This window comes from Streptomyces sp. NBC_01257, from assembly GCF_035917255.1.
GTDB lineage: Bacteria > Actinomycetota > Actinomycetes > Streptomycetales > Streptomycetaceae > Streptomyces.
Map to the genome: position 1 here is coordinate 7,622,005 of NZ_CP108472.1, position 14,617 is coordinate 7,636,621.

Annotated in this window: 12 protein-coding genes; 4 read left to right on the top strand and 8 right to left on the bottom strand. The window is 71.2% G+C overall.

The annotated features are described in order from the left end of the window. Positions 1-31: 31 nt before the first annotated feature. The gene (locus tag OG408_RS33290) at positions 32-847 is read right to left on the bottom strand and encodes a creatininase family protein (RefSeq protein ID WP_266784965.1); all 816 of its coding nucleotides are present in this window, start codon (positions 845-847) and stop codon (positions 32-34) included. Between the two features lie 41 nt (positions 848-888). Here OG408_RS33290 and OG408_RS33295 point away from each other — a divergent pair, with 41 nt between their 5' ends. Beyond that, a complete protein-coding gene (locus OG408_RS33295; protein WP_266784967.1) occupies positions 889-1,851 on the top strand; it encodes an ROK family protein in 963 nt (320 codons plus the stop codon). A 59-nt stretch (positions 1,852-1,910) separates the two neighbouring features. Here the strand turns inward: OG408_RS33295 and OG408_RS33300 are convergent, their stop codons facing one another. Genes OG408_RS33300 through OG408_RS33320 form a run of 5 tightly spaced genes read right to left on the bottom strand, consistent with a single transcriptional unit; the run spans position 1,911 to position 7,015 of the window. After that, positions 1,911-2,729: an ATP-binding cassette domain-containing protein gene (locus tag OG408_RS33300; RefSeq protein WP_266784969.1), complete on the bottom strand. Its 819-nt coding sequence runs from the start codon at positions 2,727-2,729 to the stop codon at positions 1,911-1,913. Then, positions 2,726-3,553, bottom strand: coding sequence for an ATP-binding cassette domain-containing protein (locus OG408_RS33305; RefSeq protein ID WP_285565101.1), 828 nt, complete (start codon positions 3,551-3,553; stop codon positions 2,726-2,728). The genes OG408_RS33300 and OG408_RS33305 overlap by 4 nt, the downstream gene beginning before the upstream one ends. Continuing rightward, positions 3,550-4,455, bottom strand: coding sequence for an ABC transporter permease (locus OG408_RS33310; RefSeq protein WP_326673524.1), 906 nt, complete (start codon positions 4,453-4,455; stop codon positions 3,550-3,552). Before OG408_RS33310 ends, OG408_RS33305 begins: the two co-directional genes overlap by 4 nt. Next, the gene (locus OG408_RS33315) at positions 4,452-5,441 is read right to left on the bottom strand and encodes an ABC transporter permease (protein ID WP_285565100.1); all 990 of its coding nucleotides are present in this window, start codon (positions 5,439-5,441) and stop codon (positions 4,452-4,454) included. The genes OG408_RS33310 and OG408_RS33315 overlap by 4 nt, the downstream gene beginning before the upstream one ends. Next, the gene (locus OG408_RS33320) at positions 5,441-7,015 is read right to left on the bottom strand and encodes an ABC transporter substrate-binding protein (protein ID WP_266784977.1); all 1,575 of its coding nucleotides are present in this window, start codon (positions 7,013-7,015) and stop codon (positions 5,441-5,443) included. The genes OG408_RS33315 and OG408_RS33320 overlap by 1 nt, the downstream gene beginning before the upstream one ends. Before the next feature lie 54 nt (positions 7,016-7,069). Between OG408_RS33320 and OG408_RS33325 the strand changes: the two genes are divergently transcribed. Both OG408_RS33325 and OG408_RS33330 read left to right on the top strand, forming a co-directional pair. Further along, positions 7,070-7,978, top strand: coding sequence for a helix-turn-helix domain-containing protein (locus tag OG408_RS33325; RefSeq protein WP_326673525.1), 909 nt, complete (start codon positions 7,070-7,072; stop codon positions 7,976-7,978). Next, complete coding sequence (locus OG408_RS33330) at positions 7,975-9,021, top strand: serine hydrolase domain-containing protein (protein WP_326673526.1); 1,047 nt, start codon at positions 7,975-7,977, stop codon at positions 9,019-9,021. The genes OG408_RS33325 and OG408_RS33330 overlap by 4 nt, the downstream gene beginning before the upstream one ends. Positions 9,022-9,203: 182 nt before the next feature. Here the strand turns inward: OG408_RS33330 and OG408_RS33335 are convergent, their stop codons facing one another. Beyond that, positions 9,204-9,677 (bottom strand): carboxymuconolactone decarboxylase family protein, encoded by a 474-nt coding sequence (locus OG408_RS33335; protein WP_266784983.1) that lies wholly within the window; start codon positions 9,675-9,677, stop codon positions 9,204-9,206. A 233-nt stretch (positions 9,678-9,910) separates the two neighbouring features. Beyond that, a complete protein-coding gene (locus OG408_RS33340; protein WP_266784985.1) occupies positions 9,911-10,807 on the bottom strand; it encodes an RNA polymerase sigma-70 factor in 897 nt (298 codons plus the stop codon). Positions 10,808-11,396: 589 nt separating this feature from the next. Between OG408_RS33340 and OG408_RS33345 the strand changes: the two genes are divergently transcribed. Beyond that, a complete protein-coding gene (locus OG408_RS33345; RefSeq protein ID WP_266786577.1) occupies positions 11,397-14,597 on the top strand; it encodes a non-ribosomal peptide synthetase in 3,201 nt (1,066 codons plus the stop codon). Positions 14,598-14,617 lie beyond the last annotated feature (20 nt).

Below are 14,617 nucleotides of genomic sequence, written 5' to 3' on the forward strand. Positions count from 1 at the left end.
GGTTCCTTACGTGTGAAATCTGGGGGGACGGTCACGCGAGGGGGCGCGACGCGGCGTCGAAGGCCAGGACGGCGCGGGCGAGGCCCCGGGCGCGCCGGTCGAGCAGGCGCTCACCGTGCGCGGCGTCGGCGCCGGCCGCGTCGTCGGTGGCGCCGCCCACCCGCTCCCACTCGCCGTGCCGCTCCACGGTCAGCCCGGGATACGGCGGCTTGTCGAACAGGGGCGGCGGCTCGACCGGTGCGTGCCGGGCCCGCTCGGTGCGTACCAGGGCCGGCTGCGCGGCCAGCATCAGCGAGGTCTCGAACCAGCCGGCGTGCCCGGGCACCAGCTCGGCATGCCGCTCGTCCGCCGCGTCCGCCTCGGCGTCGGCCCCGGGCTCACCGGTGTCCGTGAGCGTCCAGTACGAGCAAGCGGCCGCCGTCACCTCGGCGCGCAGCGCGAACCGCTTGACCGCGAGCCGCATGATCTCGTCGTTGCCGCCGTGCCCGTTGACGACGAGCACCCGGCGGTAGCCACAGGCGGCCAGCGAGTCCAGGAGCTCGTCCAGGACCATGCCGAGGACCGGCGCGGACAGGGTCAGCGCCGCCGCGAACAGATGGTGCGGGCTGTGCCCGTACGGCAGCGTCGGCAGCCGGACGAGACCGGGCACGTCCTCACCGGCGGCGGCCCGCTCCTCCAGCAGGGCCAGGGCCCGGGAGACGACGGCGTCGGCGAGCATCGTGTCCGTGCCCATCGGCAGGTGCTCGGCGTGCTGCTCCTGCGAACCGATCGGCAGCACGGCGATCGAGCCGGCGGCCGCGGCCCGCGTCTCGCGCCAGGTGGCCTCGGTCAGATTGCGGTGGGTCATGCCGCTGTCTCCCCGGTCCGGGGGCATGACAGAGTCGGCGCATGGCGCATGAACGTATTCCTTTGCGGTTGGTACCCGATCCGCAGCCGGACGAGCCGGCCGGGCGGGGCGTCGGTGTGCTGGGCGCCGTCGAGGTGCTGCCCGGACTGGTGCGTGCCGCGCTGCTCACCCGCGCCGGAGCCGTCCGTGAGCGGACGCAGGCCCGCTTCGACGCGGGCAGCGCCGACCCGGCCGCCGTCGACGCGGCGCTGCGGGAGGCGGCCGCGGTGTTCGCCGGCCAGGACCTGCTCGGCGTCGGTGTGGCCGCGGCCGGTGTGGTGGACCCGGTGGCGGGCCGGATCATCGAGGTGAACGACGCCCCGGCGCTGCGCGGCTACCCGGTCGCCGACCGGCTCGCGGAGCTGGCCGGTGCGCCCGTGCGGATCGAGCACCGGGCCCGGGTGCAGGTGCTCGGCGACCGCTGGTTCGGCGCGGGACGCGGCCGTCGCTCGTTCGCCTCCGTCGCGACCGGTGAGGTGCTCGGCGTCGGCATCCTGTACGAGGGTGAGGTGCTGGCCCCGGCCGGTGGCCGCAGCGGCGCCCATATGACGGTCACCGCGAGCGGCGAGCTCTGCACCTGCGGCCGGCGCGGCTGCTGGAAGACCGTGGCGACGACCCGCTGGCTGCGCGAGCGCGCCGCCGAACAGGGCTTCGCCCCCGAGGCGGCGACGCTCGCGGCCCTGACGGCTGCAGGCACCCCGGCCGCCGCCGGTCTCGTCGCGCGGTACGCGGAGAACCTGGTGCTCGGCCTGGCCACCGTCCAGCAGCTCTTCGCGTGCGGACTGTTCGTGCTGCACGGTGAGGCACTGGACGGCGGTGAGCCGTTCCGGGCCCTGGTCGAGTCCCGGCTGCGCGCCGATGTGCTCGGCGGCGGCGAGGTCCCCACCGTGGTCCTCGGCGAGCCGGCGGACACCGGCGCGCTGCTGGGAGCGGCGGGCCTGGTCCTGTCGGGGCCCCGGCCCTAGGGCGTGTTTCGGGAGTCCCGTCTGCTCGGCGACGCCTGGCAGGCACGCTCGCACCGCGCTCATGCCGGGACGCTCCCCAGGATCCGGCGGCCGGGGTCCGGCACCGGCACGGCGTCCAGCAGCCGCCGGGTGTACGGGTCCTCGGGCGCGGTGAACACCTGGTCGGCGGTGCCCGACTCGACGATGCGGCCCTGGCGCATCACGGCCACCCGGTCGGCGATCCGGCGGACGACGGCCAGGTTGTGCGAGATGAAGAAGTAGGTCAGGCCGAGCCGGTCCTGGAGCTCTGCGAGCAGGTCGAGGACGCGGGCCTGCACGGACACGTCGAGCGCGCTCGTCGGCTCGTCGAGCACGACCAGCCGCGGCTCCAGGGCCAGGGCCCGTGCGATGGAGATGCGCTGGCGCTGCCCGCCGGAGAACTCGTGCGGATACCGGTCCAGGATGCTCTCGTCCAGACCGACGGAGTCCAGCAGTTCGCCGGCCCGCTCCCGCACCTTCGCCCGGCCGCGCCGCCCGCGCGCCCACTCCTCGTGGGTGACGAGCGGCTCCCCGACGATGTCGGCGATCCGCAGCCGTGGGTTCATGCTGGAGTAAGGGTCCTGGAGCACGACCTGCATCTGCCGGCGCAGCGGCCGCAGTTCGGCGCCCTTCAGGGCCAGCAGGTCGGTGCCGTCGAACCGGACGCTGCCCGCGGTGGGTTCGAGCAGCCGCAGCAGCAGCCGGGTCAGTGTGGTCTTGCCGCAGCCGGACTCGCCGACCAGGGCGAAGGTCTCGCCCTCCATCACGGACAGGGAGACGTCGTCGACGGCGACGCTCGGCGGGCGGCCGGGGAACTCCTTGCGCAGGCCGTCGATCTCCAGCAGCGGTTTCGTGGTCATGCGACGGGCTCCAGTCGGGGAGTGGCGGCCAGCAGATCGCGGGTGTACGGGGCTGCGGGGCGGGTGAAGACCTGCTCGACACCGCCGGTCTCGACGACCTCGCCGTGCCGCATGACGACGACCCGGTCGGCGGTCTCGGCGACGACGCCCAGGTCGTGGGTGATCAGCAGGACGGCCATGCCGTGGCGTCGCTGGAGGCCCACCAGGAGCTCCAGGATCTGCCGCTGCACGGTCACGTCCAGGGCCGTGGTGGGTTCGTCGGCGATCAGGACGCGGGGCCGGGCCACGAGCGCGGAGGCGATCATGACGCGCTGGCGCAGGCCGCCGGACAGCTCGTGCGGGTACTGGCCGTAGCGCCGTTCCGGGTCGGGGATGCCGACCTCGTCCAGTGCGGTCAGCGCCGCCCGGCGGGCCTCGGCGCGGGAGTGGCCGCCGTGCAGCCGAAGCACCTCGGACACCTGGTCGCCCACCCGCTGCAAGGGGTCGAGGCTGGTCATCGGGTCCTGGAAGACCATGGAGATCTGCCCCCCGCGGACCTTGCGCAACTCCTTCTCGCGCAGGGCGAGTACGTCGCCGCCGTCGAGCAGCACCTGCCCCCCGGCGTACACGCACGGAGGCTCGGGGTTGAGGCGCAGCGCGGACAGCGCGGTGGCCGACTTGCCGCTGCCGGACTCGCCGACGACGGCGAGGGTCTCGCCGGCGTGCACCGCGAAGCTCACCCCGCGCACCGCGTGCACGGTCGAGGCGGCGAGGGCGAAGTCGACGCGCAGGTCCCGGAATTCGAGGACGGGTACGGACGGCGGGGTCTGTGCGGAGTCGGTCATCGGCGGTACGCCTTCGGGTCCGCGACGTCGCGCAGCGCGTCGCCCAGGATGTTGATGGACAGCGAGGTGAGCATGAGCGCGATGCCGGGGAAGACGGCGATCCACCAGGACGTGCCGAGGTAGAGCTGCCCGTCGGAGAGCATGCCGCCCCAGGTCACCGTCTCCTTCGGGACGCCGAGGCCCAGATAGCTCAGGGACGCCTCGGCGACGATGGCCGACGCGATGTGCAGGGTGCCGATCGTGGCCAGCGGGGCCATCACGTTGGGCAGCAGGTGCCTGCGCATGATCGCCATGTCGCCGACGCCGATCGCTCGGGCCTCGGTGATGAAGTCGCGGGTGCGCAGCGACAGCACCTCGGAGCGCACCACTCGGGCGTACGACACCCAGCCGGTGATGCCGATCACGAGGATGACGTAGCCGAGTCCCGAGCCGACGAAGCCGACGACGGCGAGCGCCAGCAGGATCGCGGGAAAGGCGAGCTGGACGTCCGCGACCCGCATGACGACGCGGTCGGTCCAGCCGCCGAGGTACCCGGAGGCCAGGCCCGCGATCGTCCCGATGACCCCGGCGAGCAGGGCCGCCCCGGCGCCGACGAGCAGCGAGACCCGGGTGCCGTAGACCACCCGGGAGAGCAGGTCGCGGCCGAGCTGGTCGGTGCCCAGGAGGTGGTCCGCACTGCCGCCGGACTGCCAGGCGGGGGGCTGGAGCCGGCCGAGGAGGTTCTGGGCGGCCGGGTCGGCGGGAGCGATCAGGGGCGCGAACAGGGCGCACACGATGATCAGCAGGAGGAAGAGGAGTGCGATCGCGGCCAGCCGGTTGCGCAGCAGCGAGCGCAGCACGGACGGCTGGGACGGTGCGGGGGCGGTTGCGGCGGTGGCCGCGGGGGCGGTGGTGATGGTCATCGGGAGTTCCTCACCCTCGGGTCGAGGAGGCCGTAGGACAGGTCCACGAGCAGGTTCACCGCGACGAACGTGGCGGCGAACAGCAGCACGGTGCCCTGTACCAGGGGGAAGTCGCGGTTGGCGATGGCCTGCACGGTCAGCTGGCCGACGCCCGGCCAGGAGAAGACCTGCTCGGTGAGGATCGCGCCGCCGAGCAGGCTGCCGACCTCCAGACCGACGACCGTCACCACGGGCAGCGACGCGTTGCGCAGGCCGTGCCGCAGCACCGTGCGCACCGGGCCGAGACCGCGGGCGCGGGCCGTGCGGATGTGGTCGGAGCCGAGCACATCGATCAATGAGGACCGCAGCAGCCGCGCGACGACGGCGACCGAGTAGACGGCCAGTGTGATCGACGGCAGGACGAGGTGGGCGAACGTGCCGTAACCGGAGGCCGGGAGCGCGTGCAGACCCACGGCGAACACCAGGATGAGCAGGATGCCCACCCAGAAGGCGGGCGTCGACTGGCCGATCAGCACGGCGGTGATGACACCGCGGTCCGCGGCCTTGCCGCGGCGCATCGCCGCGATCGTGCCCGCGGGCAGCGCGATCACCAGCGTCACCACGAGGGCGCCGGCCGCGAGCAGCAGGGTGGCCGGGATGCGGTCGGCGAGGACCGAGCGGACCGGCTGGTTGTAGAAGAGGGAGTTGCCGAAGTCGAAGCGCGGCAGGCCCCACAGGTAGTCCAGGTACTGCGTGACGAGCGGCCGGTCCAGGCCGAGGCTGTGCCGGAGCACCGTCTCCTGCTGGGCGGTGGCGTCCGGCGGCAGCATCACCTTCACCGGGTCGCCGGACAGGCGGACCAGGAAGAACGCGACGGTCGCCGTGCACAGCAGGACCAGCAGCGCGGTGCCCAGCCGCGCGGCGGCGGGCCGCAGCACGGTCCAGGCACGGCCGGGACCGGTGACGGAGGTGGCGGGCGCGGCGGGGGCGGTCAGGGTCCGGCTCATCACAGGGCCACCTTCGCGCTCGCCATGTCCAGCACTCCTGCCGCGCCGGGCGTCCAGCTCGGCCGGGTGTTGTGCACGTAGATGTTGTCGATCTGGTAGAGGGGCACGAACGGCGCCTCGTCCTTGATCAGTTGCTGGAGCTCGGAGAAGGCGCGGCGGCGCACGGCCGGGTCCACCGACAGCTCCTCGCGGTCCACGAGCTGGTCGGCGCGCTTGTGGTGCCAGCGGCTCTGCCGCCGGTCGCTGCGCACGTTCGACTGGAGCATGCTCTCGCCGTCCATGGTCCAGACGGTGGACGCGGCCAGGTACATCGGGCCGAGCGCACCGTGGTTGGAAGAGGTCAGGCGCTGGGAGTACGTGCCCGGGTCGAGCAGGTTCACCTTGGCGCGGATACCGGCCCGGGCCAGCAGGCCCGAGATCGCCTCGGCGACGTTCGCGTCCAGGTTGGACGCGGTGATCGACGTGGTGATGCCGTCGGGATGACCGGCGTCGGCAAGGAGCGCGCGGGCCTTGGCGAGCGAACGCTGATACGGCTTCACGGAGGCGTCGAATCCGAAGGCGCCGCGCGGGATCATCGCCGGGACCTCGGTGGCGTTGCCGCCGAGCACCGCCTTGATGAGCAGCGGCACGTCGACGGCGTGGTTGAGCGCCTGCCGTACCCGCCGGTCGCGCAACGGCCCTTCGGTCAGGGTGTCGAGGGACAGGTACGAGGTGCGGATACCGGTGTGGTGGTCGATCCGCACGCCCGGGTATCCGGCCAGCTGCTCGGCGGCGTCCGGGGTCATGCCCGCCACGATGTCGACACCGCCGCTCTGCAAAGCGGCCAGCGCGGACGAGGAGTTGGGGGCGGGCACGAAGACGAGCTCGTCGACGTGCGGGCGGCCCTGCCAGTGGTGGTCGTAGGCGGCGAGGCGCAGTTCGTGGTCGCGCTGCCAGCGCCGGAACGTGAACGGGCCGGTGCCCACCGGATGCGCGGCGAAGCCCTCGTCCCCGACCTTCGCCAGATAGCGCGGAGGCACCACCACGCCGCCGAACAGGGACAGTTTCGCGGGCAGGATCGGGTCGTGCACCGAGGTGCGGACGTCCACCGTGTACCGGTCGACGACGCTGACCGACTCGACGTAACGCAGCTCCACGATGGGCGACTTGGTGGCGGGGTCGAGCAGCCGCTCGATGCTGAACCGGACCGCCTCGGCATCGCACGGCTCGCCGTTGTGGAAGGTGACGCCGCGGCGCAGTTCGAACCGCCACACCTTCGGCTCGACGGCCTTCCAGGACAGGGCGATCCGCGGCTGGAGGGAGTTGTCGCGGCCCCGCGTGGTGAGCGTGTCGAACATGTTGATCAGGGCGTTCATCGACGTCATGTCGCCCTGTTTGTGCGGGTCCATCGTCTTGGGATCCCCGGTCTGGGAGACCCGCAGTACGTTGCCGGCGGAGGCCGCCGACGGGGCTCCGCACCCGGTCAGCAGGGCCGGGGCGGCGAGGGCGGGCACCGCGAGGCCACCCAGGCGCAGGGCCGAACGGCGGGAGTACCCGACGCGCGGGCCGCCTCCCCCTTCACATATTCGTTCCATTGGACAACACGCTCGTTCCGGTGAATGGAATGCAGTTCGGGTAAGGTAGGCCACATGGGGAAACCGGTCAACAGTCGTTCGCAGAAGCAGGCCTCCGCCGCAGCGTCCATCGGCGCCTCCGGAGGCCCGGGAGGGGACGCCGCGCCGCCCGTTCCCGGGCCGGTCGACAAGGCGATGGAGGTCCTGGCGGCTCTCGCCGGGGCGGGTGCGCCGCACCGCCTCGCCGACCTCGCCCGCCGGACGGGCCTCGCCAAGCCCACCGTGCACCGGCTGCTGCGCTCGCTCGCCGCGACGGGGTACGCGGAAGCGGCGTCGGGCGGCAGCTACCGGCCGGGTCCCCGGCTCCTCGGGCTCGCCGCGGGCGCGCTCGCCGACGATGCCGCGATGCGCAGGGTCGGCCCGGTCCTGGACGAACTCCGCGTACGCACCGGCCTGTTCGCCTCGTACGCGGTGCGCGACGACCGCACCGTCATCCACCTGGACGTCCGCGCGCCCGCCCAGGGCCTCGGGCTCGACCTGGCCCCCGGCTTCCACGAACCGGTGACCGCGGGCGCGGCGGGCCTCGCCCTGCTGGCCGCCCTGCCGCCCGAGGAGAGCGAGCCGCTGTCGGCAGGACCCGACGGCACACCCGCCGATGACGCGACGCGCGCGGCCCTGACGGCCGCGGCCCGTGACGGCTACGCCTTCGACGGCACGGACGCCTGGCTCGACCGGCGCGCGCTCGCCGCCCCGGTGCGCGACGCGACGGGCCGCGCGGTCGGCGCCGTCGTGCTGACCGGCCTCGCCTTCACGCTCGACGAGGCCGCGGCACAGCTGTACGGACCGATGGTGCGCTCCGCCGCGGCCGCGGTGTCGGCGAGCCTGGCCGCGCAGCCCGGCGCCCGGCTCGGACTGGTCGCCGGCGACGGCGCCCCATGGGGCACAGGCGGAGCCGAGGCGGCCGGGGCGGGGGAGACGCGATGAGCGCCGAAAACCCGCGGACAACCTCCGCCGCCCGCCGCCGCCTGCTGGAGGACGGCCGGGCGCGCGGTCTCTACTCGGGCGCCGCCTGGTCGCTGGGCGACGCGGCAGGACCGTACGACCGAGGCTGGACCGGCACCCGCGCACTCGAAGGGCCGGCGCTGGACGGCCACGACCTGTGGGACCTCGCGTCCGTGACGAAGCCGATCGTCGGTCTGGTCGTCATGGCACTCGTCGACCGGGGCGTCCTCGGTCTCGACGACACAGTGGCCCACCACCTGCCCCGCTACTCGGACAGTCCGCACGCCGCCCGCACGGTCGCCCAGCTCCTCGACCACACCGCGGGCCTGCCCGGCGGCGTCCCGCTCTACCGGGACCACCCCACGCGCGCGTCACTGCTCCGGGCGCTCGGCCCGCTGCCGCGCAACGCCGAGCCCGGCACACGAGTGACGTACTCCTCCCAGGGGTTCATGCTGCTCGGCCTCATCGCCGAACAGGCCGCGGGCCAGGGCCTGGAGCAGCTGATGGCCGACCTCGTCGGCGCGCCCCTCGGCCTGACCGGCACCGGTTTCCGCCCCGGACCGGCCGACCGGAGCCGCGCGGTGGCCACCGAGGACTGCCCGTGGCGCGGCCGGACCGTCGTCGGCGAGGTGCACGACGAGAACGCCGTGGTCCTCGGCGGAGTCGCCGGGCACGCCGGCCTCTTCTCCACCCTCACCGACCTGGAGCTCCTGGCCCGCTGCCTGCTCGACGGCGGCGCACCGCTCCTGGAGCCGGACACCCTCACTCTGATGACGACACCCCGCACGGACCACCTCAACCTGCGCCGGACACTGGCCTGGCAGGGGCAGGACCCGGTCGGCTCACCGGTGGGCGACACCTTCGGCCCGGCCTCGTACGGCCACACGGGCTTCACCGGCACCAGCCTGTGGATCGACCCCGAGGCCGGCCGCTACGCGATCCTGCTCACCAACCGGGTCCACCCCAGCCGCGAGGAGCGCGGATTCGTGGCGCTTCGGCGGGAGTTCCACACGATCGGAGGGTGACGGACGGATTCCTCTCCTGCGGATGAGGCGGCCCCCTGCGCCGGGGGCCGCCTCATCCACCGTGGGCTACTGCTACTGCTGCTGAGCCGGCCAGTCCGCGAACCGGGCGCCGCCGACATGGGCGCCGGGGCCGGGGGCGTGGAGACGGAACCACGGGTGCCCGGCCGGTCCGGGTGGCTCCGTCAGCCGAACTGGCCGGGCTGGTAGCTCCCGGCGGGCTGCTGGTTGATCACGTTGATGCGGTTGTAGGCGTTGATGACGGCGATCAGCGAAATCAGCGCGACGAGCTGGTCCTCGTCGTAGTGCTTGGCGGCGTTCGCCCAGGCCTCAGCCGTGACGCCACCAGAGGCATCGGCGATCCTGGTGCCCTGCTCCGCCAGCTCCAGGGCCGCACGCTCGGCCTCGGTGAAGACGGTGGCCTCCCGCCAGGCGGCGACCATGTTGAGGCGCGCCGGTGTCTCCCCGGCGGCGGTGGCGTCCTTGGTGTGCATGTCGGTGCAGAAGCCGCAGCCGTTGATCTGGCTGGCGCGGATCTTCACCAGTTCCTGGGTCACGGACGGCAGGCCCGAATCCGAAACGATCTTGCCGGCCGAGTTGATGTGCTTCAGCACCTTGCCCGCGAGGGGATTCCCGAAGTAGTCGAGACGCGATTCCATGGTCTTCTCCTGGCCGAGTTGCAGATACGTACTACTGACAGCGCGGACCGCGGAAATGTGACAGGGGCCCGCGGCCGGTGCCGCGCATGCCGTCGTCGTCGCCGTCGGAGAGGGAGCCGGCCGACGCCGGCCTGTGGTTCCCGCCGTGACCGGAGGCGGCTGTGTCCCGGTCGGGAGCGAGCCAGGGTGACGGCTCCTATGACACGCGCCGGTGCGGCACATGTCCGGACACGTCAAGCGGTCACGGAGGCGGCGTAGGGCGCCAGCTTGGCGGGGTTCATCACCCACATGATCCGGTCGATGCCCTCGGCCGACACATCGAGGGAGAGCAGGGCCACGGGCTCCCCGCCGACCGAGACGAGAGCGGCCTGCTGTCCGTTGGCCTCGACCCACCGCACCTGCGCCGGGGGCCAGAAGCGCGGCGCGAAGGCGACCAGGTACCTGGAGACGTGGGGGAGTCCGACGACCGGGATCCTGGAGGCGCCTCGTATTCCGCCGCCGTCGGAGATGCTGACGACATCAGCCGTGAGCACGTCTTCCAGCGCCGCCAGATCGCCCGTCTGCGCGGCGTTGAGGAACACGGTCAGGAGCCGTCGGTGCTCGGCCGGGCTGACGCGGTCCCGGCGCTCGGCGGCCAGGTGCTTGCGCGCACGGCTGACCAGTTGGCGGGTGTTGGCCTCACTCGTCTCCAGGATGTCCGCGACCTGCTTGTACGGGTAGTCGAAGGCCAGCCGCAGGACGTAGGCGGCCCGCTCCGGCGGGTTCAGCTTCTCCATCAGCAGGAGCAGGGCCAGTTCGAGCGCCTCTGCCCGCTCGGCGCCCAGATACGGGTCGGCCAGGGTGCTGACCGGTTCGGGGAGCCACGGACCTGCGTACGACTCCCGCCGCACCCGGGCGGACTGGGCGACGTTGATGGCCAGACGTGTCGTGACCGTGGTCAGGAAGGCCGCCGGTTCATGGACGTCGGCGCGGTCCGCCTTCTGCCACCGCAGCCAGGCTTCCTGGACGATGTCCTCGGCCTCGGTGACGCTGCCGAGCATGCGGTACGCGATACCGAAGAGCCGCGGGCGTACCGAGAGGAAGTCCTTCGTCGCCCGCTCGAGGGAGTTGGCATCGGCGCCGTCGTGCATGGTCGTCCTTCCGGCCGCGTCCGCCTGATGCTACAAGTCCGCCCGCGGAAGGTACGGCCTCGACCGGCCGACCGGACGCAACCATTCAAGGGCGGGGGATCCGGTCGCGAGCGAGGAACCTGCGGGTGACGGCGCCCCGGATGAGCGTACGAACGTGTTGTGCCGTACTGCCGACGCCATGCAAGCGGACGACCGGACTCCGGCGTCCGTGCGGGGCGATTCTCGTCCCATCAGCGGGAACCCGGCGGTCGTGCGGTGAAAGCGGAATGTTTCTCGAACATTGAATGATCATGAATGCGCACATTTTTAGTTGAAGATACCAACTAATCGGGTCTTAACCTTCACAACTCCGGGGAACGTTTAGGGGTCCGCCCGCGTGATGCGGGTCCTGGGCGACCTTGACCTCCTGGATTCCGTGCGGCAGGGTATCCCGGGGTCGGAACGCACATTGGAGTTGTGTGTTCCCGTACCCGCACTGCTGAAATGCCCGCAGAACTGCTGCTTTTGATCGCCATGTGACGTCAAGGGAGCTTTGGTGAGTTCAGTGCACGACGAAACCGCGATGGATAAGAAGCAGTCGCTTGCGGGCATGCTGGCACGTGCACGTGCCAAGATCACCGAAGGACCCCGGCCGCGCCAGGACCGGAACAATATTCCGCTCTCGCATTCGCAGAATACCCTGTGGTTCGTCGACCGGTTACGGACCGGGATGTCGACCTATAACGTCGCATTCCTGTTCCGGCTGGAGGGTGATCTCGATGTCGAGGCCCTCACTGGGGCACTCACCAGTATCGTCATGCGCCACGAGGCGCTGCGGACCTATGTGCTCGTGGAGAACGACGAGTACTTCCAGGGCATCGTGGATTCCCCCGAGATCGTCATCGAGAGGACGACCGCGGAATCCGAGAGCGAAGCCGGCCGGCTCATGGACGAACTCGCCGCGACCGCGCTCGACCTGACGGAGTTTCCGCTGTGGCGGGCCACTCTGGTCACCGTCGGTCCCGGCCTCCACTACTTCGGCTTCCTCGTGCACCACATCATCTTCGACGGTGTGTCGACGTCGATCTTCTTCGAGGAACTCGAGCGGGAGTACAACGCGCGGCGGACCGGCGCCCAGCCCAAGATCGAGCCCCCGACCGTTCAGTTCGCCGACTTCAGCGTCTGGCAGCGCAAGCGCATGAGCGCGGGGGCCTGGCAGGAGAGCGTGGACTACTGGGCGGGCGCACTCCGAGGCGTAGATGTCATGGACATACCAGGTGACCGGCCTCTCCCGCCCGAGACGACGTACGCCGGCTCCGCGGAGGTGGACACCTGGCAGGGTCTGGCGGCGCAGGTGAACGATCTCGCCTCGTCCCTGTCGACCACGCCGATCACCGTCTATGCGACGGCGATGGAATGCCTCTACAACAGATACTCCGGATCCGAGGACGTCATCTTCGGAATGCCGACGGCCAACCGTACCGAAGCCGAATGCGAGAGAACCATCGGCTTCTTCATCAACATGCTGCCATTACGCTGCCGGATCGACCCCGACGCGACGTTCCGGGAATGCCTGTCGGACGTACAGCGGCGCTTCCGTGAGGCGCAGTCCCACGGGCAGCTCCCGCTCGAAGAGGTCATAGCGGGAGCCGGCGTCAAACGTGAGTCATCGCGCTCCACCTTGTTCCAGTACACGCTGACGATGAACGAGTGGGCCGAACCGCTCAGGCTCGACGGACTTACCGCGACCGAGAACGAGCCCGACACCACGCACGCGAAGTTCTTCCAGTCCTGGACGGTCACGCAGCACGGTGCGGATCTGGAGATCCATACCGCGTACAACACCGATATCTTCGACGCGGCGACGATCGCCACCATGCAGCGCGTATTCGTCGGAATACTGCGCAGGGCCGTTTCCCTGCCGGATATCAGTATCAAACAGTCGTGGGCCCATGACGAGGAATCCCGTGCGGTGCAGGCGGTTGTCGGAAAGGGCCGCGTGGCGCCGTCGCCCACCGGAAACGTCTTCACGCATTTCTGTGCCGTCGCGGACGAGCACGCCGAGCGCCCGGCCGTGAGCACCCCCGACGCGACGGTGACCTACGGTGCCCTGCGGCGCCGGGCGGAGGCGCTCCGTGCCCACTTCGCCTCGCTCGGCATCGGTGCCGGCGACCGGGTGGGCGTCGCGCTCGAACCGTCCCCCGACTTCCCCGCGACCGTGCTGGCACTGATGGCCCTGGGCGCCGCGTACGTCCCGATCGACGCGATGAACCCGCCGGGCCGCATCGAGTCGATCGTCGGCAACGCCGGGCTGCGGAGCGTGGTCTGCGACGCGACGACGGCCGGTGTCGCCCCCGCGCTGGAGTTCCGGCTGCCCCCGGACCTCCCGGACGCGGCGCCCGCGCCCGCGGAGAGCCCCGGCAAGGACGCCGTCGCCTATCTGATGCACACCTCGGGAAGCACCGGCACACCCAAGGGTGTGCTCATCACCCACGACAACATCCTGGGGTTCATCCGCAACGTACGCACACTCTTCGAGCTCACTCCGGAGGATCGTTTCCTCGGCTATGCCTCGTGCGGGTTCGACGTGTCGGTCTTCGAGATGTTCGGCGCCCTGCTGACGGGTGCGTCGCTCCACTTCGTACCGTCCGCGACACGCCTCGACATGGCGGGCGTCCAGCGGTTCCTGGAGGAGCACCGCGTCACGGTGACCGACCTGCCGCCGTCGGTCATGAAGCTGCTCGATCCCGCCCCGCTCAGTGACCTGCGCATCGTGTTCGTCGGCGGCGAGGCCTTCTCGCACGAACTCGTACGGGCCTGGGGCAAGGGCCGCCGCATCTTCAACGGATACGGCGTCACCGAGTGCACCGTCACCAGCATCGTCGAAGAGCTGAAGGAACCGCTGTCGCCCGCCGCCCTGCCCATGGGCGGACCGATGGACAACCACGTGGCGTACGTGCTGGACGCACAGAACCGGCCCGTGCCCCAGGGCGTCATCGGGCAGCTGGCCATCGGCGGGGTCGGGCTCGCCGCGGGGTACTGGAACCGTGACGAGGACAACCGGCAGCGTTTCATCCCCGACCCGGTGGGCGACGACCCGTCGGCGCGGCTCTACCTGACCGGCGACCTGGCACGGCACAACGGTGACGGCCGGCTGGTGTACGTCGGACGGGCCGACAAACAGGTCAAGATCAACGGTGTGCGCATCGAGATCGGTGAGATCGAGAGTGCCATCCGCGCCGCCCGCGGAGTGCGCAACGTGTTCGTGCAGGTCCAGCAGGACGAGGACCACAAACGTGTGGTCGCCTACTGCGCGACCGGCGGAGCGCCCGACGTCTCCGAATCGGCGCTGCGTGACCACTGCCGCAGGCACCTGGTGTCCACGATGGTGCCCAGCAGGTTCGTCCTGCTGGACGAACTCCCCATCAACGGGAGCGGCAAGATCGACGAACGCGCGCTGCCGGGGGTCGGAGCCGCCGCGGAGCCGGAGCCGACGGACCGGCTCACCGATGTCGAACGCAAGATGATGACCCAGGCCTTCGGCGCGATCCTCGGCAGGACCGACTTCGCGAAGAACGTCAGCTTCTTCGACCTGGGCGGTACGAGCCTCCAGGCCGCCCAGCTGGTGTCCAAGATCAAGAAGATCTTCGCGACCGACATCTCGCTGGCGGCGTTCTTCGCGGACTCCAGCGTGCAGAGCCTGGCCCTGGAGGTCGAACGCTCCAGGCTGGCCAGTCTGTCCCCCGATGAACTCCAGCAGGCCATCGATCAGATGACAGAAGAGGACGTCACCCGGCTGCTGTCCGAGTGAGTACCCCAGGACATGGATCG

What these genes read in the sequence shown, in the direction of transcription:
- OG408_RS33290 (WP_266784965.1), bottom strand. Translation starts at nt 847, where the DNA reads ATGACCCACCGCAATCTGACCGAGGCCACCTGGCGCGAGACGCGGGCC.
- OG408_RS33295 (WP_266784967.1), top strand. Translation starts at nt 889, where the DNA reads ATGGCGCATGAACGTATTCCTTTGCGGTTGGTACCCGATCCGCAGCCG.
- OG408_RS33300 (WP_266784969.1), bottom strand. Translation starts at nt 2,729, where the DNA reads ATGACCACGAAACCGCTGCTGGAGATCGACGGCCTGCGCAAGGAGTTC.
- OG408_RS33305 (WP_285565101.1), bottom strand. Translation starts at nt 3,553, where the DNA reads ATGACCGACTCCGCACAGACCCCGCCGTCCGTACCCGTCCTCGAATTC.
- OG408_RS33310 (WP_326673524.1), bottom strand. Translation starts at nt 4,455, where the DNA reads ATGACCATCACCACCGCCCCCGCGGCCACCGCCGCAACCGCCCCCGCA.
- OG408_RS33315 (WP_285565100.1), bottom strand. Translation starts at nt 5,441, where the DNA reads ATGAGCCGGACCCTGACCGCCCCCGCCGCGCCCGCCACCTCCGTCACC.
- OG408_RS33320 (WP_266784977.1), bottom strand. Translation starts at nt 7,015, where the DNA reads ATGGAACGAATATGTGAAGGGGGAGGCGGCCCGCGCGTCGGGTACTCC.
- OG408_RS33325 (WP_326673525.1), top strand. Translation starts at nt 7,070, where the DNA reads ATGGGGAAACCGGTCAACAGTCGTTCGCAGAAGCAGGCCTCCGCCGCA.
- OG408_RS33330 (WP_326673526.1), top strand. Translation starts at nt 7,975, where the DNA reads ATGAGCGCCGAAAACCCGCGGACAACCTCCGCCGCCCGCCGCCGCCTG.
- OG408_RS33335 (WP_266784983.1), bottom strand. Translation starts at nt 9,677, where the DNA reads ATGGAATCGCGTCTCGACTACTTCGGGAATCCCCTCGCGGGCAAGGTG.
- OG408_RS33340 (WP_266784985.1), bottom strand. Translation starts at nt 10,807, where the DNA reads ATGCACGACGGCGCCGATGCCAACTCCCTCGAGCGGGCGACGAAGGAC.
- OG408_RS33345 (WP_266786577.1), top strand. Translation starts at nt 11,397, where the DNA reads ATGCTGGCACGTGCACGTGCCAAGATCACCGAAGGACCCCGGCCGCGC.